General features: G+C 69.6%; 21 protein-coding genes. 3 read left to right on the plus strand and 18 right to left on the minus strand.

What is annotated here, in order from left to right:
- Positions 1–49: 49 nt before the first annotated feature.
- From EJ105_RS00830 to EJ105_RS00885, 12 genes are all read right to left on the minus strand, one after another.
- A complete protein-coding gene (locus EJ105_RS00830) occupies positions 50–1,387 on the minus strand; it encodes an MFS transporter (RefSeq protein WP_029556652.1) in 1,338 nt (445 codons plus the stop codon).
- 41 nt (positions 1,388–1,428) lie between these two features.
- The gene (locus EJ105_RS00835) at positions 1,429–2,235 is read right to left on the minus strand and encodes an enoyl-CoA hydratase/isomerase family protein (RefSeq protein ID WP_029556653.1); all 807 of its coding nucleotides are present in this window, start codon (positions 2,233–2,235) and stop codon (positions 1,429–1,431) included.
- Between the two features lie 42 nt (positions 2,236–2,277).
- Positions 2,278–3,822 (minus strand): AMP-binding protein, encoded by a 1,545-nt coding sequence (locus EJ105_RS00840; RefSeq protein ID WP_250164951.1) that lies wholly within the window; start codon positions 3,820–3,822, stop codon positions 2,278–2,280.
- Positions 3,815–4,333, minus strand: coding sequence for a (2Fe-2S)-binding protein (locus EJ105_RS00845; RefSeq protein ID WP_250164952.1), 519 nt, complete (start codon positions 4,331–4,333; stop codon positions 3,815–3,817). Before EJ105_RS00845 ends, EJ105_RS00840 begins: the two co-directional genes overlap by 8 nt.
- On the minus strand, positions 4,321–5,145 hold the full coding sequence (locus tag EJ105_RS00850) for an FAD binding domain-containing protein (RefSeq protein WP_250164953.1): 825 nt from the start codon (positions 5,143–5,145) through the stop codon (positions 4,321–4,323). Before EJ105_RS00850 ends, EJ105_RS00845 begins: the two co-directional genes overlap by 13 nt.
- Positions 5,142–8,138 carry a xanthine dehydrogenase family protein molybdopterin-binding subunit gene (locus EJ105_RS00855; protein WP_250164954.1) on the minus strand — a complete coding sequence of 999 codons (2,997 nt, stop codon included), beginning with the start codon at positions 8,136–8,138 and terminating at the stop codon, positions 5,142–5,144. Before EJ105_RS00855 ends, EJ105_RS00850 begins: the two co-directional genes overlap by 4 nt.
- Before the next feature lie 202 nt (positions 8,139–8,340).
- On the minus strand, positions 8,341–9,180 hold the full coding sequence (locus tag EJ105_RS00860; RefSeq protein ID WP_250164955.1) for a helix-turn-helix transcriptional regulator: 840 nt from the start codon (positions 9,178–9,180) through the stop codon (positions 8,341–8,343).
- 17 nt (positions 9,181–9,197) lie between these two features.
- Positions 9,198–9,968 (minus strand): ABC transporter permease, encoded by a 771-nt coding sequence (locus EJ105_RS00865; RefSeq protein ID WP_250164956.1) that lies wholly within the window; start codon positions 9,966–9,968, stop codon positions 9,198–9,200.
- Positions 9,968–10,804: an ABC transporter ATP-binding protein gene (locus EJ105_RS00870; RefSeq protein WP_250164957.1), complete on the minus strand. Its 837-nt coding sequence runs from the start codon at positions 10,802–10,804 to the stop codon at positions 9,968–9,970. Before EJ105_RS00870 ends, EJ105_RS00865 begins: the two co-directional genes overlap by 1 nt.
- 66 nt (positions 10,805–10,870) lie before the next feature.
- A complete protein-coding gene (locus EJ105_RS00875; RefSeq protein WP_250164958.1) occupies positions 10,871–11,908 on the minus strand; it encodes an ABC transporter substrate-binding protein in 1,038 nt (345 codons plus the stop codon).
- 99 nt (positions 11,909–12,007) lie between these two features.
- A complete protein-coding gene (locus EJ105_RS00880) occupies positions 12,008–13,456 on the minus strand; it encodes a UbiD family decarboxylase (protein WP_250164959.1) in 1,449 nt (482 codons plus the stop codon).
- Positions 13,457–13,491: 35 nt separating this feature from the next.
- Positions 13,492–14,112, minus strand: coding sequence for a UbiX family flavin prenyltransferase (locus EJ105_RS00885; protein ID WP_250164960.1), 621 nt, complete (start codon positions 14,110–14,112; stop codon positions 13,492–13,494).
- 261 nt (positions 14,113–14,373) lie between these two features.
- Between EJ105_RS00885 and EJ105_RS00890 the strand changes: the two genes are divergently transcribed.
- Together EJ105_RS00890 and EJ105_RS00895 are read left to right on the plus strand one after the other, a co-directional pair.
- The gene (locus EJ105_RS00890) at positions 14,374–15,363 is read left to right on the plus strand and encodes a LysR family transcriptional regulator (RefSeq protein WP_250164961.1); all 990 of its coding nucleotides are present in this window, start codon (positions 14,374–14,376) and stop codon (positions 15,361–15,363) included.
- Positions 15,364–15,441: 78 nt separating this feature from the next.
- Positions 15,442–16,719: an alpha-hydroxy acid oxidase gene (locus tag EJ105_RS00895; RefSeq protein ID WP_250164962.1), complete on the plus strand. Its 1,278-nt coding sequence runs from the start codon at positions 15,442–15,444 to the stop codon at positions 16,717–16,719.
- Between the two features lie 52 nt (positions 16,720–16,771).
- On the opposite strand, the gene EJ105_RS00900 is transcribed toward EJ105_RS00895, so the two are convergent.
- Positions 16,772–17,275 (minus strand): TIGR02444 family protein, encoded by a 504-nt coding sequence (locus EJ105_RS00900; protein WP_250164963.1) that lies wholly within the window; start codon positions 17,273–17,275, stop codon positions 16,772–16,774.
- 119 nt (positions 17,276–17,394) lie between these two features.
- On the opposite strand from EJ105_RS00900, the gene EJ105_RS00905 reads away from it, so the two are divergent.
- Positions 17,395–18,123, plus strand: a complete 729-nt coding sequence (locus tag EJ105_RS00905; protein WP_250164964.1) for an alpha/beta fold hydrolase — start codon at positions 17,395–17,397, stop codon at positions 18,121–18,123.
- Positions 18,124–18,127: 4 nt separating this feature from the next.
- Here EJ105_RS00905 and EJ105_RS00910 read toward each other — a convergent pair whose 3' ends face one another.
- The 5 genes from EJ105_RS00910 to EJ105_RS00930 are packed head-to-tail and all read right to left on the minus strand — an operon-like array spanning position 18,128 to position 25,238.
- Positions 18,128–20,299 (minus strand): 3'-5' exonuclease, encoded by a 2,172-nt coding sequence (locus EJ105_RS00910; protein ID WP_250164965.1) that lies wholly within the window; start codon positions 20,297–20,299, stop codon positions 18,128–18,130.
- Positions 20,296–20,739, minus strand: a complete 444-nt coding sequence (locus tag EJ105_RS00915; protein WP_245279316.1) for a response regulator transcription factor — start codon at positions 20,737–20,739, stop codon at positions 20,296–20,298. Before EJ105_RS00915 ends, EJ105_RS00910 begins: the two co-directional genes overlap by 4 nt.
- Positions 20,740–20,751: 12 nt before the next feature.
- Complete coding sequence (locus tag EJ105_RS00920) at positions 20,752–23,526, minus strand: ATP-binding protein (protein ID WP_250164966.1); 2,775 nt, start codon at positions 23,524–23,526, stop codon at positions 20,752–20,754.
- Positions 23,527–23,535: 9 nt separating this feature from the next.
- Positions 23,536–23,832, minus strand: a complete 297-nt coding sequence (locus tag EJ105_RS00925; protein ID WP_250164967.1) for a hypothetical protein — start codon at positions 23,830–23,832, stop codon at positions 23,536–23,538.
- On the minus strand, positions 23,829–25,238 hold the full coding sequence (locus tag EJ105_RS00930; protein ID WP_250164968.1) for a putative nucleotidyltransferase substrate binding domain-containing protein: 1,410 nt from the start codon (positions 25,236–25,238) through the stop codon (positions 23,829–23,831). The genes EJ105_RS00925 and EJ105_RS00930 overlap by 4 nt, the downstream gene beginning before the upstream one ends.
- Between the last annotated feature and the right edge of the window lie 184 nt (positions 25,239–25,422).

Below are 25,422 nucleotides of genomic sequence, written 5' to 3' on the forward strand. Positions count from 1 at the left end.
CGAGAGCCACGCCTTGCGGCGCGACTCTCCGGTTCGTGGGGCGTCCAGCCTACCGGAAATTGCCCTTCGTTTCCGGGATGATGAGCGTGCCGATGAGGTAGAGCACGAACACGCCGCCGGCGAACAAGGAGAGCGACAGGGGCAGGTCCGCGGGCGTGGGGCTCGCCAGCGAGACGAAGGTGGGCATCATGCCGCCGATGGCGAAGCCGATGTTCCACGACAGGCCCGTTCCCGAGGCACGCATGGCGGTGGGGAAGCGCTCGTTGAGGAAGATCAGCACCGGCGCGTAGCCCGCATTGCCCATGAAGGCGATGCCCAGCGCATAGAGCACGATGGTGGACATGTCCGTCGCCTTCGCCATGCCGAGGTAGAAGGTCGGCAGGAGGATGATGGCGGCGATGCCCACCAGCAGGAAGGTCTTCTTCCGGCCGATCACGTCGCTGAGCGCGCCCACCAGCACCGCCGAGATGAGGGCGGAGACCGAGCAGGCCATCAGGATGTAGGAGGAGGTCTGGTTCGGCAGCTTGTTGATGAGCTTCAGGAAGGTCGGCATGTAGCCGGAGGTGAGGTAATAGCCAGCGCCGCCGCCGATGGTGATGAGCAGGTTCACCAGCAGCACGTTGCGATAGCCGCTCGCGAACAGGGCCTTGAGCGGCGTCTGGCTTGCGGCGCCCGCGGCCTTCTTCGCCGCCTTCTGCTTCTGCATCTCCTTCCAGTAGGGCGATTCCTCAAGGTTCCGGAAGATGAACCAGCCGAGGAAGGAGGAGAGCAGGCCGGAGAAGAACATCACCCGCCAGCCGGTCTCCGCGAAGGCATCGCCCGGGAACAGAGTGGAGGTGATGAGGAAGACGATGGAGGCGAGCAGCGCACCGATGCCCGCGCCGCCGCCGCCCACGAGGCCGGACATCAGGCCGCGCCAGTTGGGCGGCACCGATTCCGTGCCGATGGTGTGGGTGGAGGCCACCACGCCGCCCACGAACACGCCCTGCACGAGGCGCAGCAGCAGGAAGATGACGGGAGCGATGGCACCCACCTGATGGATGGTGGGCAGCAGGCCGAAGGCGGCGGTGGACAGGCCGACGCCGGTGATGGCCACCAGCATGGCGCCCTTGCGGCCGTGCACGTCGGCATAGTGGCCGAACAGGGCCGAGCCGATGGGCCGCATCAGCAGCGTCACCGCGAACGAGGCATAGACCGCCGCCAGCGACCATGTGGGATGGGTGGAGGGGAAGAACAACTGCCCCACCACCGGCGCCACATAGAGCAGGATGAACAGGTCGAACAAATCGAGCGACCAGCCGAGCACGGATGCGATGATCGCGCTGTTGCGCTGGCGGCTCCCCACCGCCATGGCGGCAGGGGCGACGGGTATATCTTGAGCGGACATTGTTGTTTCCTCCCGGCCCCTGAAGGGCATGTTTTGTGTGTTCAGCAGCCCTTGAACTCGGGCTTGCGCTTCTCGTGGAAGGCCTCGACGCCCTCCTTGAAGTCGTGGGATTGCCTGAGGCGGCTGTAGCAATGGCCTTCCAGCTCGATGGCGATGGAGAGCGGGGAATCCTCGGTGTCGTTGAGCAGCTTCTTCGCCGTGCGCTGGGCCATGGGCGAGAAGGCGACGAGTTCGTCGACCAGGGCGTCGGTGGCCTTCTCCAGGTCCGCGTCGGCCACCTTCTCGGTGGCGATGCCCCAGTCGAGGGCCTGCTGCGCGCTGATGCGCTTGGAGCGCATCACGATGTCCTTGGTGCGGGTGATGCCCACCATCATCTGCAGGCGCGCCGAGCCGCCGGAGCCGGGGATCTGGCCGAGCTTCTGCTCGGGCAGGGCATATTGGGTGGTGTCGGTCACGATGCGGAAATCGCAGGCGAGCGACAGTTCGAAGCCCACCCCGAAGCAGAACCCCCGGTTGGCGGCGATGACCGGCTTCGAGGCGCGGAAGGGCGCGGCGATGTTCCAGGCGAGCTTGGAGACGGTCTCCGGCGAGGCCTCCATGAAGCCCTTGATGTTGCCGCCGGAGGAGAAGTGCTCACCCACCGCGCGCACCACGATGACGCGCACGCGCTCGTCCTCGTCCAGCGTCTCGAACACGAGGCGCAGCTGGTCGCGCTGGGGCATGGAGACGATGTTGAAGGGCGGGCGGTTCAGGACGATGTCGGCGCGCTGTTTGGCTTCGTCGATCTCGACGCCGAACCCGTCCAGCTTGGCGAGGCGGGGGTCGGCGAAGGTGTAGGCTACGGCCATCTTGGATTTCCTTCTGGATGAACGTGAATTGGCAAGAAGAGATCAGGCGGCGGAGTGGGCGGCGTCCGCCTCGGTCACGTATTCACCGGCGACGAGCTGGCGGCGCAGCAGCTTGCCCACCGGGGATTTCGGGATGTCGGCCACGAACACGAAGCGGCGCGGGCGCTTGAAATTGGCGAGGCCCGAGGTGCGGCACCAGGCATCCAGCTCGCTTGTTTCCACCGGCGCGGCGCGCTTGACGAAGGCGACGACGATCTTGCCCCACTTCTCGTCGGGCAGGCCCACCACCGCCACCTCGGACACGGCGGGGTGAAGGGACAGGCAGCTTTCGATTTCCACCGGCGAGACGTTCTCGCCGCCGGTGATGATCATGTCGTCCACCCGGCCGGTGACGAAGAGGTCGCCGTCCGCGTCGAGGAAGCCGGTGTCGCCGGTGAAGTACCAGCCGTCGCGCAGGGACTTCGCGTCCGCTTCTGGGCGCCGCCAGTAGCCCTCGAAGGATTCGTCGCCCGCGAGCAAAGCAATGATCTCGCCTTCCTCCCCCTCCGCCGCGATCTCGTCGGCGGAGGTCGCGCCGAGGCGCACCACGCGCACCATCTGGTTGATGCCCGCGCGGCCGGCCGAGCCGGGCTTGAGGATGGCCTTCTGGTCGATGGTGAAGGTGTAGATTTCCGAGGAGCCGTAATGGTTCACGAACAGCTCGGGCGAGAATTCCGCGTCGAGCTTTTTCAGAAGACCATCGGTCATGGAGGCGCCGGCGAAGCCGAGCTTGCGCACGCTCGACACGTCGGTGGTGGCGAAGGCGGGATCGTGCACGAGGTCGTGGTAGAGGGTCGGCACCAGATAGAGATTGGTGACGCGCTCGCGTTCAATCAGCGCCAGCGCGCTTTTCGTGTCGTAGCGCGGCAGGCACACGAAGGTGCCGCCGATGACCGACATGGCGATGAGCGAGCGCACCCCCATGGTGTGGTAGAGCGGCATGACGCCCAGCGTCACCTCGCCCCGCCGATAGAGGTTCTGCGCCACATGGGCGATGCCCGCCGCCCGCTCCGCCCGGTGGCGGCGCGGCACGCCCTTGGGGCGGGAGGTGGTGCCGGAGGTGTAGAGCATGATGGACCAGGCATCCGCCCCCGCCCGCGGCAGCGGCTCCGGCGCCGCCTCAGCCAGAAGCGCGGCGAAGGGCAAGGCGCCCTCAAAGCTGGTGCCCACGGCGATGGTGAGGAGGCCGGCGGCGCGTGTCGTGCCCCGCACGGCCTCGGCGGAAACCTCCTCGAACACCAGGGCTTTCGCCTCGGCATTCTCCAGCGCGAAATCGATCTCGTCCGCCTTGCTGCGCCAGTTGATGGGGGTGATGACGATGCCGGCGAACTGGCAGGCCCAGTGCAGGGTTGCCGCCTCGAAACGGTTCTGCAGCACGCTCACCAGATGGTCGCCGGGCTTCAGCCCCAGCCGGTCGAAGGCGGCGACCACGGCACCGATCCTGCCGAGCCAGTCGCGGTAGGTGAGGCGCACGTCGCCGTCCACGATGGCGATGGCTCCGGGATCGCGCGCCACGCTGGCGAGGAAGCTGGTGCCGAGGTCAAGCATGGGCGGTTTTCCCTTGGACGTCGCGAAGCTCCGCCGCCGCTTCCAGCGCGGCGCGGACCATGGGCGTGTAGCCGGTGCAGCGGCACAGATGGCCGGAGAGCAGGTCGCGCACGGCCTCCTCGCTTGGGTCGGGCTCCGCCTTCAGGAACACGTCGAGCGACATGAGGATGCCGGCAGTGCAGAAGCCGCATTGCAGCGCGTGGTGGCGGCGGAAGGCAGCCTGAAGGACGGACAGGCGATCCGATGCCGGGGCGAGGCCCTCCACGGTGCGGATGGCGCAGCCCTCCACCTGCACGGCGAGCGTCATGCAGGCGCGGGTCAGCATCCCGTCCACGTCCACGGTGCAGGCCCCGCAGACGCCGTGCTCGCAGCCCACATGGGTGCCGGTGGCGCCGATCTCGTGGCGCAGGAAATCGGAGAGCAGGGTGCGCGGGGCGGCCTGCCCCGAAACCGGGCGGCCGTTGAGGGTGAAGCGCACGGTGTGGCGCGCGGCGGCGCTCAGGCGCGGCATCTTTTGGCCTCCTCGATGGTGGTGCGGCCGATCCGGCGCACCAGCTCGCGGCGATAGCGGGCGGTGGCGTGCACGTCGTCGCGGGCATCCAGTTCCCAAGCCAGCGCGTTCAGCGCGTCGTCCAGCGCCGAGCCGTCGAGCAGCGGGAAATCGCGGGCCACCGGTATGTCGGCGACGCCGCCCACGCCGAGGCGGATGCCTTTGTCGGAGACCAGCGCCGCGCAGGCGACGATGGCGAAATCCCCATGGCGGCGGGCGATCTCGCGGAAGGCGGCGCCTTCTCCGCGCGGCGTGGGAAAGGAGACGGCCTCGATCATCTCGTCATCGGCCTTGGCCGTCGCCATCATGCCGGTGAAGAAGTCGTCCGCCGCTACCTTGCGCGCCGTCTTGGCGCTCCTGAGATGCACATGGCCCTTCAGCGTCACGAGGCAGAGCGGCAGCTCCGCGCTCGGGTCGGCGTGGGCGATGGAGCCGCACACGGTGCCGCGGCTGCGCGTCTGGGCGTGGCCGGTGAAGGGCAGGGCCTTGGCGATGAGCGGGGCGGCATGCGTGAGCCCGTCGGAGGCGAGCAGGCGGGCCTGCCGCACGCCAGCGCCGATCCTTAGCGCGCCGGTCTCCTCCTCCATCCGCGCGAGGGGGGCGACGCGCATGATGTCCACCAGCACCTTGGGCCGGGCGAGGCGCATGTTGAGCATGGCCATGAAGGACATGCCGCCGGCGAGGATGCGGGCGTCGGAGCCCTCCTGCTTCAGCACGGCAAGGGCTTCCTCCACGCTCTCGGCGCGGACGTAATCGAAGGCCGCGGGCTTCATGGCGCGTCCCTCCCCAGAAGCGTGGAGAGCCGGGCGAGGAGGCGGGAGATGAGCCCGCCGTCCGTCCCTGCGCCGCCGCCCGCTTTGCGGGCGAGGGCCGCGAAGAACTGGCCGATGATGACCTTTGCGGCGCCGTCCAGCAGCCGTCCGCCGACGCTCGCCACCTTGCCGCCGACAAAGGCCTCGTAGGTGTAGGAAAGTTCGGTGCCGCCCGTGCCGTCCGGCGTGAGGGTGATGCGGCCGGAGCCGCCGCCGAAGCCGAGGTTTCCGTCCACCTTGCCGGAGAGGGTCACGGCCTTCGGCGGGTCGAGGTCCGAGAGGGCAACCTGCGCCTTGTAGCGCCCCTTCACCGGGCCGATGCCCAGCGTCACGTCGGCGGTGAATTTCGTGTCGGAGACTTTGCGCACGTCGTGGGCGCCGGGGATGATGGCGGCGAGTGTGTCCGGGTCCAGCAGCATGGCCCACACCGCCTCGGGGGCAGCTGCGACATGGGCCTTGCCGGCGCCGCGCATGAGCCGCTCGCCTTTGCCGGAGGGAGCCGGCGCGGGCGCGGCACGTGCGCCCCCAGGAGCCGGCGGCTCCGCGCCGTGGATCAGGGCCGCGACGGCTGCGGGCGCCAGCGGCAGGCGCACGTCGCTGATGTCCAGCGCATCCGCCACCGCATTGGCGAGGCAGGCGGGAGTGGACATGCAATTGCCTTCGCCCACGCCCTTGGCGCCCAGAGGTGTGAAGGGGGAGGGGGTCTGCGTATGGACGATGACCGGCTCGGGTACCTCCATGGCGGTGGGCACGAGATAATCGGCGAAGGTGCCGGTCAGGAAGCTGCCGTCGTCCCCGTAGGCGTATTCTTCCAGCAGCGCGGCGCCGAGCGCATGGGCGAAGCCGCCGCGGATCTGCCCGTCCACCATGCCGGGGTGGAGGATGGTGCCGCAATCATGCGCGGTCACGTAGCGGTCGATGCGGATGGCGCCCGTGTCGCGGTCGATCTCGATGCCGCAGTAATCGAAGATGAAGCCGTGGCAGAGGGACGAATTGATGTGGTCATCCGCGTCCGCCGCGGTGAGTTCCGGTGGCGTCCAGAACACCGTTTCGCGGATGGTGGGCGCGACCCCCTCCGGCAGTTGCGCCGGCGACCAGTGGGAGAGCGCGGCGACGCGGGAGAAGGGCACCGCATTGGCGGGGTTCGAGCGCGCGGCGATCTTGCCGCCGGCGAACATCACGTCCTCCGCCGGCACGTTGAGCTGCGCGGCGGCGACACGGGCGAGGCGTTCAGCGATGCGGTCCGCCGCCAGTTTCGCGGCCCCCGCCACGGCGGCGGCGAAGCGGCTGGCATAATTGCCGGAGGCGATGGACCAGGCGTCCTTGGCGGTGTCCATTTCCGCATTCACGCGGATGTCGGAGGGCTTCAGCCCCAGCACGTCCGCCACCACCTGCGAGAGCACGGTGCGATGGCCCTGGCCCTGCGGCACGGAGGCGACGTGGACCGTGACCGAGCCCACGGGATCAATGGCGATGGTGGCGGTGGCTTGCGCGCCGTTCTTCGGCCCCGCCTTGTGGCGCTCGGCCGGGGTGAGGACGGTGGCGATATAGCCCATGTTGGAGACCGAGGGCTCCACCACGGCGGCATAGCCGATGCCGTAGATGCGCCCCGCAGCGCGCGCCTCGTCGCGCCGGGCCAGAAGCCCTTGGAGGTCGCCGGCCGCAAGGCCCGCCGCGAGCGTCTTCTGGTAGTCCCCGGAATCGAGCAGCGCGCCGGAGGCGGTGCGATAGGGGAAGGCGTCCGCCGGCACGAGGTTGCGGCGGATCACCTCCAGAGGATCGAGCCCCAGCTCCACCGCGATGCGCTGCACCAGCCGTTCGAGGGCGAGATAGACCTGCGGGCCGCCGAAGCCCCGGTTCAGGCCGGTGGGGCACTTGTTGGTCACCACCACGCGGTTGCGGACCGTGAGATTGCGGATGTCATAGGCGCCGGTGAGGTTGCCGTGCATCCGGTAGAGCGTCGCCGGCTCGGGCGCGCGCAGATGGGCGCCGCAATCCTCCACCTGGTCCCAGTCGAGGGCGGTGATGCGCCCGTCCGCCGTCACGGCGGCGGTCAGCGTGGTGGCGCGGTTGGTGGCGGAGACGGAGGCCATGAGGTGTTCGAGGCGGTCCTCGATCCACTTCACCGGCCGCCCGGACACCCGCGCCGCCACCGCGCCCAGCACGATGTAGGGGAAGATGCCCTGCTTGACGCCGAACGAACCGCCGCTGTCGCGCGGCGTGCGCAGGCGCAGGCGATTGCCCGGCACCTTCAGCGCCCGCGAGATCACCGCATGGATGGAGAAGGGACCCTGGAAATTGGCGAGGACATCATAGGCGTCCTCGTGCGGGTCGTATTCGGCGACGAGGCCATAAGTCTCGATGGGCGTGCAGGAATTGCGGGGGTAGCGCACCGAAATGGCGATGCGGTGGTCCGCCTGCGCAAAGGCCGTCTCCGGGTCGCCATAGCGGAAGCTGCGGTCGGAGGCGATGTTGCGGGGGAAGCCATCGTGCAGCAGCGGCGCGCCCTGGTCCATGGCGGCGAGCGGGTCCACCACGGCCGGGCGCATCTCGTAGGCGACCTCGATGAGATCGAGGGCGTCCTCGGCCACATAGCGGTCCTGCGCGACGACCAGCGCCACCGGCTCGCCGACGAAGCGCACCCGGTTCACCGCCATGGGCCAGCATTCCACCGGCGCCTTCACCCCCACCACGAGGGAGGTGGTGAGCCCCGCCACGTCCGCCCCGGTGAGCACGGCGGCGACGCCGGGCAGCGCCTTCGCGGCGGAAGTGTCGATGGAAACGATGTCGGCATGGGCGTGGGGCGCGCGCAGGATCGCCATGTGGAGCGTGCCGGGCTTTGTGCCCAGATCGTCCAGATAGCGGCCGCCGCCGGTGAGAAGGGCGGCATCCTCCACGCGCTCGATGGCGCGGCCGACCCATCCCCCCGACTTGTCGTGCGGCGTCTCCAGCATCCCGGCGCTTCCCTTTTTGCCCCGCAGGTGCGGCGGCTTTGGTTGGCGGGAAGGTGCCGGGACAGGGCGGCGCGGACCATGCCGAGCCGTCTCAGCTTTTACCGAGGAGTCTCATTTGCCGTTGTGCGCTGCGGTGGGAGACTGGCCGGGCGTCGCGCTGCGAAATCGAGCGTCGGCGCGGGCTTTCCGCGATGCCCCGGCCTCACATTGCGATGCGGGAGATGGCGCGGAATTCGCTCGGCGTCACGCCGGTATGGTCGCGGAAGAAGCGGGTGAAATGGGAGGGCGCGGCAAAGCCGAGGCGTTCGCCGATATGGGTGAAACTGCCATCCTCGGCGGTCACGGCGGCCACCGCCGCCTCCACCCGCATGACGTTGAGATAGATGCGCGGCGGGACGTTGGTGGAGGCCTCGAACAGACGGAAAAAGTGCGCCCGCGACAGGCCGGCCTCCTTCGCGAGAGTTGACGTGTCCACCTCCTCGGCGAGGTTGGCGCGCATGCCGTCCACGACGCGGCGGATGCGCCAGTCCATGCGGCGCTGGCCGTCCAATGCGCGGATGGAGAAGCTGCGCCAGGGAGTGAAGCGCTCCACCACGGCGATCATCAGGTCTGCCAGCAGCGCCTCGTGCACCGCCTTGGCATCGGGCTCGGCCATCATGGCGGCGGCAAGGTCGTGGGTGAGGCGGCGGATGCGCGGCGAGACCTCCCCGCCCGGCTGCGCGAAGAAGCCGGCGCCGCCCGAGGCGACCCAGCCGGGGCGGAAGGTCTTCAGCCAGTCCGGCTCGATATAGAGGGCGAGGATGATGGTCTTCGGCCGGTTGGGATCATGCACATAGGCGTGCGGCTCCCAGCCGCTCACCAGGACGCACGAACGGTCGGTGAGGGGGACGAGCCCCTCGCCGACTGCGAACTGGGTGTCCGCGCCCTCCACCTTGAGGAGCACGTGGCAATGCGGATGCGCATGGCGCACCAGCGGGCGGTCCATGTCCAGAAGGGCGACCCGCCCGAAGGCCCCGTGCGCGATCCGGAGCGCGTTCGACATCCGGCCTCTTTCTAAGCTTAAGCTTTCGCCTTCCAGGGGATCAGCATCCGCTCGATCTCGTCGAGGATGACGGAGAAGACGAAGCCGAGCAGCGCAATAACCAACAGCCCCACATACATGGTGTCAACCGTCAGCACCTGCCAGGCGTTCCAGATCATGTAGCCGATGCCGTCGGAGGCGGCGACCATCTCCGAGATGGCGATGAGGATGAGGCCCATGCCCATGGCGAGCTTCACCCCGGCCATGATGGAGGGCAGCGCCCCCGGCAGGGCGATGGTGCGGAACACCTGCCAGCGGCTGGCGCGGTAATTGTGGCCCACGTCCAGATAGATCTTGTCGATGTTGGCGACGCCCATCACCGTATTGATGAGGATGGGATAGAAGGCGCCCAGCGCCACCATCACCACCTTTGACATCTCGCCGAGGCCGAAGATGAGCAGCACGAGGGGCAGGATGGCGCTCTTCGGGATGGGGTAGGTGGCCGAGATCAGCGGGTCGATGGCCGCGCGCAGCGGCTTCGAGATGCCCATGGCGAGGCCGAGGAACAGCGCCGGCACGCCGCCGAGCAGCATGCCGAGGAAGAGGCGGCGCAGGCTCGCCACGAGGTTGGTCCACAATTCGCCCGAGGCGACGAGCGCGCCGAAGGTGTGGACGATGCTGGAGGGCGGCGGGAAGAAGCGGGCGTCGATGAGCCCCATGCGCGCCGCCGCCTCCCACAGGCCGAGCAGAAGGAGGGGCGTGAGAAGCCCGATGAAACGCTCGCCGATGAGGCTGGACTTTCTTGCCATCACTTGCCTCCCTCGGCGTTCATGCGGGCGCGCTGCACCTCGTCGCGCAACTGCTCCCAGATGTGGAACACCAGGTCGCCGTAGGCGGGATCGTGGCGCAGCTCCAGCACGTTGCGGGGGCGGGCGAAGGGCACGTCGATGATGGCCTTCTCGCGCCCCGGATTGGCGGTCATGATCATGATGCGGTCGCCCAGCGTCACCGCCTCGTCCACCGAATGGGTGATGAAGACAACGGTCTTCTTGGTGGCTTCCCAGATGCGCAGCAATTCTTCATGCAGCAGCATCTTGTTCTGCTCGTCGAGAGCCGAGAACGGCTCGTCCATGAGCAGGATCTCGGGATCGTTGGCGAAGGCGCGCACGATGGAAACGCGCTGGCGCATGCCGCCGGAGAGCTGGTTGGGATAGCGGTCGCGGAAGCGGTAGAGGCCGATGCGCTCCAGCCAGAGCTTCACGCTCTCCGCCACGTCCTTCTCGGCGACCCTGCGCATCCTCAGGCCATAGGCGGCATTGTCGTAGACGGTCATCCAGGGGAACAGGCTGTCGCCCTGGAAGATCATGGAATTCTCCGGCCGGCTCGGGTCCGTCCGGTTCAGCTTCATGCTGCCTTCGCTGACGCTTTCCAGCCCCGCGAGCATGCGCAGAAGGGTGGTCTTGCCGCAGCCGGAGGGGCCGACGATGACGAAGAACTGGCCCTGCGGAATGTCGAGGTCGATGCCATCCACCGCTACGAAGCCGGACGAGCCGAAATACTTGCGCACGCCGCGCATGGAAATCTGTACCGGCGGCGCGGATGCTGCCGGGCTCGGCTTCACGTTCAACATGCTCACGACGGCCATCAATCTGTCCTCCGGATGCCGATGGGGCGCGCGCTGCGGGGGTGCCCCGCGCGCGCTGGTCGCGCGTCAGTGCTGGGCGGCCTTGTAGGGGCCGAGCGCCTTCAGGGTGGCGTCCGCGAACGAGGTGTCCACCACGTCGGAGACCTTGGCCGGGCGCTCCAGATAGCCGTTTTCGGTGAAGAACTTGAGGTCTTCCGCCATGCTCTGCGTATCGACCTTGCCATCCGGGTCGATGCCGTTCGGGATCATGGTCTTGAACAGCTCGGCGTCCTTCAGGCCGGTGGTGCGCATGATGGTCTTGACGACCTCGTCCGCGCCCTTGCCGTCGAACTTTCCGCCCGCGGTGGCGTCGTTGAAGATGCGGGCCGATTTCACATAGGCGTTCATGAAGCGCTGGGCCACGTCGCGGCGCTTGGCGATGAAGTCGCCGCCATAGAGCAGCACCGCCACCTGCTGGTTCGGATAGCCGTCCACCACGAAGCGCACGGCGACGCCGTTGTTCACCGCCTGGGTCACGGACGGCTCGGTGCTGATGGCGGCGTCGATGGCGCCGGTGGTGAAGGCGGCGATCTGCTGGGGATAGCCGATGTAAGTGTGGTTCACGTCCTTGTAGCCGAGGCCGGCCTTGGCGAGGAGATGTGCCATCTTGGCGTTGGTGGCCGCACCCGGTCCCACGGAGCCGACGCGCATGCCCTTGAGATCGGCGATGGTCTTCACCTTGCCGCTCTCCACCAGCTCCTTGCGGACCATGAGGGGCATGTAGTCGTAATGGACCGGGGTGGAGCCCTTGTCGGCGACGACCTTGATGTTGATGCCGCGGGCGGCGGCATTGTAGAGCCCGGCGGAGGAGGCGCCCGCGCCCACGTCGATCTGGCCCGCGCCCAGCGGGGCGACCATCTTCGGCCCGGAATCGAAGGCGATCAGCTCCACGTCCAGCCCCTCGGCGGCGAAGATGCCGCGCTCGAGCCCGAGGTGGAACACCACGTCCGACACCACATTGTTGATGCCGACCTTCACCTTGTCGGCGGCCTGCGCGGTGCCGGCGGCGAAGGCGACGGCAAAGGCTCCGGCGCAGAAGAGGCGGCGGGTTGTCGTCCTGAACATGGAAATCCTCCCGGTCGGGTGGCCGGTGCGCGGAGCGCCCGGCTTCTGTTGTGCGCGGTCGCGGCTCGGCCGCGCCGGCTTTGGATCAGGTCAGCCCGTTCAGGAGACCTGAGCGACGATGCGGGCGAAAGCGGCGTTGGGGTCCTTCACCAGCGCGTCGGAGAGGTCCACGCTCTCCTCGCCCTTCACGCGGATGCGGCGGAAGGCGAGGGGATCGTCGGAGAGCGGGGCGGTGGCGTCGAGGCCGAGCTTGGCGCCGATGCCGCCTTCGTCGGTGGAGGGGTCGAGCTTGGAGCCGAGCGCGCCGGAGACCACCACCATGTCGCGGTCGGCCTGGAAGCGGGTGGCCACCGCCCATTCGATCTCGTCGGCGCTGGAGATGTCCACGTCCTTGTCCACCACCACCACCTGCTTCACGTCGTAGTGGCCGCCGAAGGCGCACAGGATGATGTTCTTGGCCTCGCCCTCGCGCTCCTTGTCGATCTTGACGACGAGGTGATAGCGGCAGGTGCCGCCGCGGGTGAGGCGCACGTCCAGCACGTTCGGAAAGGACCGCTTGAGGTGCTGCAGCAGCGTCGCCTCGCGCGGCACGCCGCCGAGCACCAGATGCTCAAACGAGCCGCCGACGATGGTGTGGTAGATGGGGTGACGGCGATGGGTCACCGCATCCACCTCGATCACCTCGCGGGCGGCGCGCGGGCCATAATATTGCGGGAACTCGCCGAACGGGCCTTCCGGCTCGCGCACCTTGGGCAGGATGCGCCCTTCCACCACGATCTCGGCGGCGGCCGGCACGCGCACCGCATTGGTCCTGCACTTCACCACCTCGACCGGGCGGCCGAGGAGGGAGCCGGCGATCTCCATCTCGTCCTCGTCCAGCGCACAGATGGCCTGCGAGGCGAGGAGCAGCGCCGGGTGTGCGCCGATGACGATGGCGATCTCCAGCGCCGCGCCCGCCTCTTCCGCCATGCGGTAGTAGGCCAGCGTGTGGCGCGGCAGCAGCAGCACGCCGATGCGGTTCGGCCCGCTGATCTGGCAGCGGTGGATGGAGACGTTCTGCACCCCGGTGACGGGATTGCGCGCGATGAGCAGCCCGGCGGTGATGTAGGGGCCGCTGTCCAGCTCGTTGTGGGAAGGGATGGGCAGCTGGGCGAGGAGATTGACCTCGTTATGCACCACCTCCTGCACGGGCGCGGAGGTGACTTCAACGCATGGCGTCGGCTTCGCGGCGGCGGCGAGGAAGTGGGGCAGCAACTGGTCCTCGGTGACGCCCAGGGCATCCGCCACCCATGCGCGCTGGGTGAAGAGGTTCACCACGACGGGCATGTCGTGCGCCTTGCCGTCCGCGCCCACGGGATGAGGGAACAGCACCGCTTTGTCGCGCTCGGTGCGCTTGGCCACGGCGGCGAGGTTGTCGGCCAGCGGCAGGTTCTCCCGCGCGACCGCCAGCCGGCCGTGGGCGGCGAGGTCGGCGAGCCAAGAACGCAAATCCGACATGCGCAGATCGGGGGGCGTCTGCGTGGCGGGACGGGGGCGGGGTTCCAACATGGGTCTCAGGTTCCGCTGGTCGGGAATGGGGGCGTTCAGCTGGCGGGCGCGATCTGGCGCAGGGGGGCCTTGCGGCGGCGCGGGCCGCTCTCCTCGCCCCAGCGGCGCACCGCGCCCACTTCGATGTCGAACAAATCGAGCACCCGCCCGACCGTGTGGTCGATCATCTCTTCGAGGCTGGCGGGGCGGGAATAGAAGGCCGGCATGGGCGGGGAGATGATGGCGCCCATCTCGGACACCTGGGTCATGGTACGCAGGTGGCCGGTGTGCAGCGGCGTCTCGCGCGCCATCAGCACCAGCCGGCGGCGCTCCTTCAGCACCACGTCGGCGGCGCGGCTGAGCAGGCTGGCGGTGACGCCGGACGCGATCTCGGACATGGAGCGCATGGAGCAGGGCGCCACCACCATGCCCAGCGTGCGGAACGAGCCGGAGGAGATGGCGGCGGCCATGTCGTCGTTGGAATGGCACACGCTGGCGAGGGCCTTCACGTCCGCCACCTTGCGGTCGGTTTCGTGGGCCAGCGTGATCTCGGCGGTGCGCGACATGACGAGATGGGTCTCGATGCCGGCCGCGCGCAGCAGCTCCAGCATCCGCACGCCGTAGATCACGCCGGAGGCGCCGGAGATGCCGACGACGAGACGCTTGTGATCCTGCATGGCATCTCCTCCGCGCGCTGCCGCACATGTGGCTGAGGCCGGACGGGAGATGTGGAAAAGGCAAGACGCATCGTTCGGGCGCCATGCGCCCGTCCTTGCCGACGATCCCTCCCCGCCACGGGCCGTTCCGGCCTTCTGGGCGACGGCTCCGTGAGCCGGTTATCAGGTCATAGACAAAGGTAGTAATCACTGCAAATAATGAATGGTTATCGACGTTATCATTCATGCTGATTTCAAGCAGGGCCGCGAAGGACAGTCGCGATGGACCTCAGGCAGATGCAGTATTTCCTGTGCCTCGCGGAGACCGGCAACGTGACCCGCGCGGCGCGCCAGCTCAACATCGTGCAGCCGGCGCTGAGCATGCAGATCGCCAAGCTCGAAGCCGAATTCGGCAAGAAGCTGTTCGATCGCAGCGCCCACGGCGTTTCCACCACCCCGGCGGGGGAGGCGCTGGCACGGCTCATCTCGCCCATCGTGCGCGACGTGGAGCACGCCATGCAGGAGATGGCGCGGCTCGACGGACGTGTGTCCGGCCGGGTGGTGGTGGGGCTCATCACCTCGGTGGCGCAGAGCACGCTGGCGAACTCCTCCGCCACCGTCGCCGCGCGCTATCCCGACGTGGAATTCTCCGCCTGCGAGGGCTACACCGAGACCATGATGGACTGGGTGACGACGGGCCAATTGGACCTCGCCATCATCAACGTGCCGCGGCAGAAACGGGGGCTCGCCTCCCAGCATATCCTCGACGAGGAGATGGTGTTCGCCGCGCGCACGGATGCGCCTCTCAAGGTGCCGGAAAACCTCGGCTTCGCCGATCTCGGCGGGCTCGATCTGGTGCTGCCCTCCAAGCGCCACGGCCTGCGGGCCATCCTCGAAGCGCAGGCGGCGGAGGCGGGCATCGAGCTGAAGCCGCGCATCGAGATCGACACGCTCTCCGCCATCTGCGAGGTGGTGGCGACCACCGATCTTGCCACCGTGCTGCCCACCATCGCATTGCATCAGGTGCTGGCGGCCGGACGGGTGCGGGGGCATCGCTTCGCCACCCCGCTCACGCGCTCCATCGCCATGGTGCACCAGCCGCGCCGGGCCATCTCGGCGGCGGCCCATGCGGTGGTGGAGGTGATCCGGCAGGATCTGGTGGATGCCGCCAGCTCCGCCGCCACCTTTGTGCGCGCCGCGGCGCCGGTGTCGCCCCCGCGGCGGCGGGGGCGGGGCAAGATCAGTCACGCTGATTTCCCCGATAATCCGTAATTATTTGCGGTGATGGCGGCTGGCGCTCTACCACAGCGGGAACAAGACAAGACGAGGAAACGCCATGGGAGCCGTGCGATGACGGACCGCGCCATCAGCGGGCGCGCCTCTCAACCCGCCGCCGTTCCACCCGCCGCCGCGCCCGCCGCAGCCTGGGGCGCCGGCTCCGGCACCAGCGCCGCGGCGCGGCTGAAGCAGCGGATGCCGACGCTCGACTATCTGGAGCGTGCCGCCCGCCGCCGCATCCCGCGTTTCGCCTGGGATTTCCTCGAAGGCGGCACCGGCGCCGACGTGGGCATCGCCGAGAACCGCGCGGCGCTGGATGCCGTGAAGCTGGTGCCGCGCTACGGCGCGCCGGGACCGGTGGACACCGGCGTCGATCTCTTCGGCACCCGCTACAGCGCACCCATCGGCATCTCGCCGGTGGGCGTGGACGGGCTGGTGTGGCCCGGCGCCACGCAGCTCCTCGCCACAGCGGCGGCGAAGGCGCGCATTCCCTATGTGGTGGGCACGCTGGCCAGCGCCTCCATCGAGGAGGTGGCGGCGTTCGCCGGCGACTGCACCTGGTTCCAGCTCTATGGCCTGCCGGGGCGGGACCATCTCGTCACCCTCGATCTGGTGCGCCGGGCCGAGGCGGCGGGCGCCCGCGCCCTCGTGGCGACGCTGGACGCGCCGGTGCGCTCCAAGCGCCCGCGGGACCTCAGCAACGGCCTCGTCGTGCCCTTCCGCACCACGGCCCGCACCGTGCGCGACGTGGCCCTGGCCCTGCCGTGGGCGCTGGCGCTGGCGAAGGCCGGCACGCCGCAATTCGCCAACATGACGCCCTATGTGGAAGCGCCCGCGACGCTGCCCAAGACCGCCGGATTCGTGCAGAGCGAGATCAAGGGCACCTTCTCTTGGGAGGCGGTGAAGCGCCTGCGCGATGCCTGGCCGCGCGCGCTGGTGATGAAGGGCATTATGCATCCCGCCGATGCGGAGAGGGCGACTTCCATCGGCGTGGATGGCATCCTCGTCTCCAACCATGGCGGCCGCCAGCTCGATGCCGCGCCGGCCGCCATCGACGTTCTGCCGGCCATCGCGTCTACAGTGGGGACGCGCGCCACCGTGCTGTTCGACAGCGGCATCCGTTCCGGCCTCGATGTGGCCCGCGCGCTGGCGCTCGGCGCAACCAGCACCTTCTGCGGCCGCGCCTTCCTCATCGGCCTCGCCGGCATCGGCGATGGCGGCGCGGACTATGTGGCGGAACTGCTCACCGAGGAAGTGCAGGTGGCCATGGGCCAGCTCGGCGTGCGGGATCTCGCCGCGCTGAAGGGCGTGGAACGCCGCCACGAGCGTGCCTTCGCATTCCGGCCGTGACGGGGGTGGTTGCGGCCTCATGAACCCCGGTCAGGGCCGCGCGCGCTGAGGCTCAGATCGCGGTTGCGATGGCGCGCACGGCGGCCTCTTCCTCATCCGTGAGCTGCCGGCCGGCGAAGGCCACCACCACCTGCGCCATGGCGGCGCGGGCGAGGGCTGCCGCATCGGTCTGGTGCAGTGCAAGCGGGCCGGCGGGGAGTGTGCCCAGCTCTTCCAGCTCGATGATCTCGGCGGCGATCTCGATGGCCTGTACCTGCGCGCGCAGCTTCGTCGTGCGTGCGTCCGGCGCGGGGCTGGGGCCGGTCTTCAGGCGGCGGCGCACAGTGCGCAGGGCCTTCACCACCTCATTGTGCCAGTCCGCCACAAGCGCCCGCGCGGCGGTGATGTCGGCCGCGCCCACCTCCTGCCGCAGCGCCGCCCCGCGCCAGGCGGCGAAGAGGAGGATATTGACGTCGAGCCCGGTCGCGTCCTGCAGGGTGAGGCAGGCGGGCGGCACGCCTTCGCGGCCATAGAGGGCGAGGGCGAAGTCCTTCAGGGTGGGGGTCTCGTCCGCCATCGTCGCGCCCTTTCTCGTCTCCGGCGAAGGCTTAAGGGACGGGCACGCGGGACGCAATTCATCCGCATTGCCGCGCCGGGAGAAGGCTGCTTCACTCCGTCAAAAATGGAGGCGCGCCCATGCCCGCGGACGAGATTTCGCCGAAGACCTTTGTGCTCGTCCACGGCGCATGGCACGGCGGCTGGTGCTGGCGGGAGGTGGCGGACCTCCTGCGCGGGCGCGGCCATCGCGTGTTCGCGCCGACCCTCACCGGCCTCGGCGAGCGGCGCCATCTCATGAGCCCCGACATCAGCCTCGCCACCTTCGTCGCCGACGTGGCGGGCGTGATCGAGGCGGAGGAACTGGAAGACATCATCCTCGTGGGCCACAGCCACGGCGGCGCGGTCATCAGTGGCGTCGCGGATGCCATGCCGGAGCGCATCTGTGCGCTCGTCTATCTCGATGCCACCATCTTGCAGAATGGCGAGAGCGCCTTCGGCGTGCTGCCGGCGGAGGTGGTGGCGGAGCGGCGTCGCAAGGTGGCGGAGGCGGGCGGCATCGCCATGCCGGTGCCTGATGTGACGGCCTTCGGCGTCCCCGCCGATCATCCCCGCGCGGACTGGGTGCGCCGCCGCCTCACGCCCCATCCGGTGGGCTCCTACGAGAGCCCGCTCGCGCTCTCCCATCCCGTGGGCAACGGGCGGCCCTCGACCTATATTTCCTGCACCGATCCGCTCTATCTGCCCATGGAGCCGGCGCGGGCCTATGCGCGGCAGGCGGGATGGACCTTCATCGAGATGCCCACCGGCCACGATGCCATGGTGTTGGAGCCGGAGGCGCTGGCGGGGCTGCTGGACGGGGTGGGGTGAGGCCTCAGTACTTCAGCTTCGCGTAATAGGACGTCGCAGCCGCCGCCCGCGCCTCGCCCAATGTGCGGATGCCGCGCGCGCGGAGCAGGGGCAGCAGTTTCAGGAAGATGTCCGCCGTCACCAGCGCATCGCCCAAGGCTGTGTGGCGGCCGGAGACGGTGACGCCGAGGCGGCCGGCGATGGCTTCCATGCTGTGGCTCTCCTCGCCGGGATGGGCGAGGCCGGCGAGGAGCAGGGTGTCCAGCACCGGCTGGTCGAAGGCGACGCCGCTCGCCTGCTCCTTCAGCGTCAGGAAGCGCATGTCGAAGGCCACGTTGTGCCCCACCAGCACCGTCTCCGCCGCGAAGGCGTGGAAGGCGGGCAGCACCTCGCCGATACGCGGCTTGCCGCGCACCATCTCCGGCCGGATGCCGTGCACCGCGATGCCGGCCTCGGGGATGGAGCGGCCGGGGTCCACCAATTGGTCGAAGCATTCGCTGGAGAGGATGCGTCCGTTGACGATGCGGGTGGCGCCGATCTGGAGGATCTCGTCGCCGCCGGCCGGGTCGAGGCCGGTGGTCTCGGTGTCGAACACCGTATAGGCGAGCTCGCTCAGAAGGCGATCGTCGCTGGCGTGGCTGCCAGCGCTGGCGGCGAAGAGGTCGAAGTCGAAATAGGCCGGCCGGCTCTCCGCTGGGGCCGCCGCCTCGGCATGGCCTTCCGAAGCCGCCGGCAGCAGGAAGCGGAAGCAGGCGCCGGAGCCGGAGCGCGCGCGCTCCAGCCAGAGTTCCCCGCCGTGGCGCTCCACCACGTCGCGGACGCACAGTTGCGAGGCTCCCATGGGCGCGCCCGGCCAGCCGGCGCCGCCGGCCGCCGCATGGGCATCGGCGAAGGCGAGATCGAGATGGACCCGCCCGCCGGCCGGGGCGAGGCGCAGCGCGAAGGCGGGATCGGCCCCGCCCTCGGCCTCCGCCACGCGGGCGGCGAGGAAGGCGAGGGCACCGATGAGGGCGAAGCTGTCCACGCTCAGCCAGATGTCGGCATCCACCGCATCGGTCGCGACGGCATGCCCGGTGTCGGCGGCGATGCGGCGGGCGGCGGCGGCGGCGAGGTCGGCGCCCAGCATGTCCTGCAGGGGCCAGCGGCTGCCCAGGTCGCTGGAGGCATCGGCGGCCAGCGACAGGCGGGTGCCGAGCCCCATCACCTCGTCGCGCACCACCGCCTGGAAGCGCTCGCGGTCGGGCGCGTCGAGGTCGGGATAGTCCAGCATGTCGAGGGCCGCCTGCATGGCGGCGAGCGAGGCGCGGGCGGATTCGTTGAGGTCGATGAGGGTGCGGTCCTGCCGGGCGCGGGCCTCGTATTCGTCGGTGATGTCGTCGAGCAGCAGCACGAACCCCGTCACCGCGCCCCCAGCTTCGGCGCGCACGGGGGCGAGCAGCACCCGCACCAGATGGCCCAGCGGCGTGGTGGTGACGAAGCGGGCGGAGGGCCGCGCCTCTCCCCGCCCCATCAGCCGTTCCACCGTCTCGCGCGCATGGTCCATCAGCGCGCGATCGATGACGGTGTGGATGGAGCGGCCGAGGCCGATGGGGTCGGCGCCGACGCCTTCCCCAGTTCCACCCGCGGCGCTGCCCGGCGCGCGGAACAGGCGGCGGAAGAGGGTGCGGGCGCGGGCGTTGTAGAGGAGGATGCGGCCTTCGAGGTTCAGCACCACCACCGACTGCTCCAGCTCCGCCATCAGGGCGGCGAGCTGGTCGCGCTGGAAGGCGACGTCGCGGCTCGCCTCGGCGACCAGCCGGGCCATATCGTCCTGAAGCGCGCGGCGCTGGGCGGCGAGATCGTTCACCACCTCGCCCAAGGCCTTCAGCCCGGCCGGGCCGGTGGCGGGAACCGGCGGCGCGGCAGGATCGCCCGCCAGCACCCGCGCCGCATCGGCGAGGCGGGCCGGTGCCTCGGCATGGGCCACATAGAACCGCCGCGCGAGCAGGCCGGCGCCGGCGGAGAACAGCACCCACCACAGCACCAGAACCATGCCGTGGCTTTCGGCCACCGGGGCGAGGGCGCCAAGAAGCGCGGTGCGCGCATCGCCATCCAGCGCCATCAGCAGGAAGCCGGCGCCCAGCACCAGCCACAGCGCAAGGGCGAGCCCCGGCAGCAGCATGGCCAGAACAGCGCCCGTCCCCCGCGGCAATTTCATGCAGGCAGGCTCCCGGCGGGCGGCTCGGCCAGCATGTCCTTCACCTTCTGCATCAGTTCGCGGGTGGAGAAGGGCTTGGTGACATAGGCATCCGCCCCCGCCCCAACGCCGCGCGCCATGTCGGTCTCGCGGCCCTTGGCGGTGAGCATGACGATGCGGGTCGCGCGCACCTCGGCGTCCGCCCGCACCGCTTCGCACACGTCGAAGCCGCTCATGCCGGGCATGGTGGCGTCCAGCAGCACGAGGCGCGGATGCTCGCGGCGGATGGTCTCCAGCGCCTCGCGGCCGTCGCGCGCCACCAGCACGGCGAAGCCCTCGCGCTTCATCATGAACTCCAGCGAGATGACGATGTTGGGCTCGTCATCGGCAATGAGCACCTTGGCCCCTTGCGGGCAGGGCGCGGGATGGGCGCCCGGCTCCATGGCGATCTCCCTGTCCATGGCGTTTCCTCCTCATGTGGTCTCTTCGGCTTCTGCCGAAATTGTTAGTGTCGGGGCGTTCGCCCCTTGGGACCGGAGCGGCAGCCGGAAGGCGAAGCATGCGCCTTTCCCCTCCCGTTGATCCAGCCAGATCTTTCCGCCGAAATGATCCACGATCCGGCGGCTGATCGGAAGCCCGAGCCCGGTGCCGGGGGGACGGTTCAGGGCGTCGCCGCCCTGGCGGAACTTCTCGAAGATGGTGTCGCGATCGGCGGCCGGTACGCCGGGGCCGTTGTCCTGAACCTGCACCTCCAGCCCGTCGGCATCGGCGGAAAGCCGTACATCGATGCGCCCGCCTTGCGCCGGCACGAATTTCGCGGCGTTGGAGATGAGGTTCAGCATCACCTGGGTGAGGCGGTCGGGGTCGGCCTTCACGGTCGGCACCGAGGCGGGGGCGGTGAGCACGATCTCGGCGCCCTTGGTGCGGGCAAGTTCGGCGGTGGCCTTCACCGCGTCGGTGACGAGGGCCCTGAGGTCCACATCCGTGCTGTGCCACTCGGCATGGCCCGATTCGATCTTGGCCATGTCCAGCACCTGGTTGACGAGCCGCCCCAGCCGCTCGCTCTCGCCCACGATGATGCGCAGGAAGTCCTGCCGCTGCTCGCTTTCCATGTCCGGCGTGTCGAGCATGAGTTCGGATAAGGCGCGGATGGCGGTGAGCGGGGTGCGCAATTCGTGGGTCACGGACGACATGAAGTCGTCCTTCAGTTCGTCCAACGTGCGCAATTGCGCATTGGCGGCGGACAGTTCGGCGGAGGCGATCTCCAGCGAGCGGGATTTCTCCTCCAGCGCGCGGGCATAGACGCGCAGTTGCGAGGCCTCGTTGAGGATGTCCATCACGTCGCCGGCGCCCAGCGGCTCCTCGTCCGCCACCGCCGCCACCAGCACGCGGGCGGAGGCCGAGCCGACCACGCCGGCGATGCGGCGCTCCACGAGGTCCACGAGGCGGGCATCGGCGGTGAGGTCCGCCACGTCGCCGGTGCCGCGCTCGCGGGCGTGGTCCTCGAAGATCTGGCGGGCGGTGTCCGCGCCCAGCAGGCGCCGGGCGAGGGCTTCGAGGTCGGCCCGGTGCGCCCGTCCGCGCCAGAAGACGGGATCGGCGGCGCTGCGGCCACGGGCGAACACGTCCACGAACAGCAGCGCCTGGCTCGCCTCCCGCCCGGATGGCGCGCGCCAGAGCGAGAGCCCCACATAGAGCACGCCGTTGACGAAGAGGCTCCAGAACAGAGCGTGGGAAAGGTTGTCGAGGCCGGAGAGGCCGAACAGCCGTTCCGGCGCCAGGGCGGCGATGCCGAACGGGCCGTGGGTGAGGAAGGCGCCATCCATCCAGCCGGACTTCGCCACCGAGGGCAGCATGAGCGTATAGGCCCACACCGCGAAGCCGCCGAGCAGCCCGCCCAATGCGCCGAGGCGCGTGCCGCCGCGCCAGTACATGCCGCCGAGCAGCGCGGGGGCGAACTGCGCCACCGCCGCGAAGCTGATGAGGCCGATGGAGACCAGCGCATAGGCCTCCCCCGCCACCACGAAATAGAGATAGCCGAGCAGCAGCACGCCGAGGATGGCGGCGCGGCGGATGTTGAGGAGGAGGCGGGTGAGGTCGCCCCCGTCGGCGCGGATGAGCTTCAGGCGCAGCAGCGCTGGCATGACAAGGTCGTTGCAGACCATGGTGGAGACGGCGATGGTCTCGACGATGAGCATCCCCGTCGCCGCCGAAAGCCCGCCCACATAGGCGATGAGCGCCAGCGCCCCCGCCCCGTGCGCCAGCGGCAAAGTGAGGACGAAGGTTTCCGGGTCCGCGCCCTTGCCCAGCAGCACGAGGCCGCCCAGCGCGAGGGGCAGCACGAAGATGTTGATGGCGAGGAGATAGGCGGGGAACAGCCATGCGGCGCGCTTCAGGTGCCGCTCGTCCACGCATTCCACCACCATCATCTGGAACTGGCGCGGCAGCAGCAGCACGGAGAGGCCGGAAAGAAGCGTGAGGCTGAACCATTGCGCCCAGGCGAAATTGCCCGCGCCGGAGAGGGTGAGCAGCCCCTTCACCCCCGGCAGTGCCGAGGCGCGGGCCCACACATCGGCGAAGCCGCCGAACAGGCCGTAGGTGACGAAGGCGCCCACCGCGAGGAAGGCCACGAGCTTCACCAGCGATTCCGCCGCCACCGCCGCCACCATGCCCTCGTGCCGCTCGGCGCTGTCGAGGTGGCGGGTGCCGAACAATATGGTGAAGAGCGCGAGGGCGAGCGCCACAAGCAGCGTCCCGTCCTGCCACCAGCTCGGCGCCGCCGTCTGCGCGCCGGTGGCGGTGAGCACCGTGTAGCCGGCGGAGACGGCCTTCAGTTGCAGGGCGATATAGGGGACGATGCCGACCACGGTAATCAGCGTCACCACCGCCGCCACCAGCGGGCTCTTGCCATAGCGGGAGGCGATGAAATCGGCGATGGAGGTGATGCGGTAGGTGTGGGCGATGCGGATCATCTTGCGCACCACCACCCACGCCACCAGCATCACCAGCGTCGGGCCGAGATAGATGGGCAGGAACCACACGCCCGTGGTCGCCGCGCGGCCGACGCTGCCGAAATAGGTCCAGGCGGTGCAATAGACCGCCAGCGACAGGCCGTAGACCCACGCATTGCCGATGAGCGAGCGGCCCTCCCGCGCGCGCCGATCCGCGAAGGCGGCAATGGCGAACAGCGCCGCCAGATAGAGCGCGGCGACGCCGATGACGAGGGCCGGGGAGAGGGCGGGGTTCATGATGCCGCCTCAGTGCTCGTCCGGCTCGGCCGGGAGAAGGGGGGAGGCCGCCCCATGCCCGCGCCGTTCGCTCGCAAACGCCAAAGCCGCGATCAGCGCGCCCCAGATGGCGAACAGCGCCACCGGCAGCAGCGGCAGGCCGAAGACGGTCGCCTCCGTGTCCCACACGGCCAGCAGCGGGAAATTGAAGGCGAGCACGCCCAGCGCCGCCAGCGCAATGAGCCCCTGGCGGTCCGGTCCTTGGCGGTCCGGCCCGCGCCCTCCCGGCGGCTCGGGGGAGTCTTCGGAGCCTCGGCCGGGGCTCATAGGGTGTCGAACCGGTAGTGGCGGGAGAGCCATTGCTTGAAGCCGCGCACGATGGCGAGGGCCTCCTTCAGCGCCTGCCGGTCCAGCGTGCCGAGATCGGCGAGGCGCAGCGCATTGCCGGGGGCGCGGCCCTCGGCGATCTGCCGGAGGTTGCTGGCGAGCTTCATGCCCATGAACAGGCGCAGCGCATCGGTGAGATCGCGGGCGAAGCCCTCGTCCATGTGCCCGGCCGCCACCAGCGCGGCGAGCCGGTCGGCGGTGCCGAGGGCGGTGATGCGGTGCTCCAGCGCCAGCGCCCGCACGCCGTGGACGAGGGGGAAGATGCCGAGTTTCTTCAGGTCCACCTCGGCCGCGCCGCGCCCGGTGAGGCCGGGCAGGCGGCTCCACCAGCTCCCGCTCTCGCCGAAGCGTTCCACCGCCTGGGCGAAGCGGGCGAAATAGCCGTGGTCGCCCATCATCAGGAAATCCACATGCCCCCGCGCCGCCGCCAGCAGGGAAGGATCGCCCGCCACCGCCACGGCATCGAGGAAGATGGCGAGGTTCATGGGCCCGTCTTGCGCCCCGCCGTGGATCCAGTCCTTCAGCGTCTCCTTGAAGGCGGAGAGCGGCTGGCACCAGGTGGGCCGGCTGAGCATGACGCCGCCGGGGCAGGGGGGATAGCCGAAATCGATCAGCGCGGCGGTAAAGCGCGCGGTGATGTCGTCGAGCCCCGCGAAGGCGAAGCCGTCGGCGAGGAGCAGGCCATTGTCCTGGTCGGTCTTGATGATCTGCTCGCCGCGCCCCTCGCTGCCCATGATGACGAGGCAGGATTTGGCGCGCAGCTCTTCCGGCGCCAGCAGCTCCCACAGGCGGCGGAACACCTGCCGGTTGAGTTCGCCCACCAGCGCCGCGATCACCTCCACGCGCACGCCATCGGCGCTGAGCACGGCGACCATGCTGTCGATCTGCCGGGCGGCGGCCTTCAGTTCGTCGAGGCTGCCCGCGTGGGCGGCCTCCAGGGCGATCAGATGGGAATGGTTGGCGACGAAGGCCATCAGGTCGAGCTGGCCGAGCACGCCGACGATGCCGTCCGCGCCCGTCGCCCGTCCGCCGCCCTCGCGCACGAGCAGGCGGTGGATGCGGTGGCGCAGCATGAGGATCAGCGCCTCGAACAGCTCGGCATCGGGGGAGATGCACCAGGGCTCGAAGGTTGCGACCTCGCGCACCGTGAGGGCTGCGGGGGGCGTGTCGCGGGTGAGCGCGTCGCGCAGGTCGGTGGTGGTGAAGATGCCGATGCGGCCGGCGTCGCGCACCACGGCCTCGCTGAGGCGGCGGGCGGAGAGGTCGCGGCAGAGGGAGACGAGGTCGGTCGCCCCGTCCACGAAGAAGGGCTTGCGCAGATAGACGTCGCGCACCCGCGAGGTCATGAGCGAGACCAGCTCGCGCCGGTCCCGTTCTGACGGCGAGGCCCGCCCGGGGGCGGGCGGGCCGGACGCTGCGGGGGCGTCCTCGGGACCGTGGGGGGCTGTGCCCCGGGCCGTGGCGGCCCGGGGTTCATCCTCCCGGCGGTCCCCGTTCGGGGGGCCGGTCATGTGGTCCGGCCGTGGCATG

The organism is Xanthobacter aminoxidans (genome assembly GCF_023571765.1).
GTDB lineage: Bacteria > Pseudomonadota > Alphaproteobacteria > Rhizobiales > Xanthobacteraceae > Xanthobacter > Xanthobacter aminoxidans.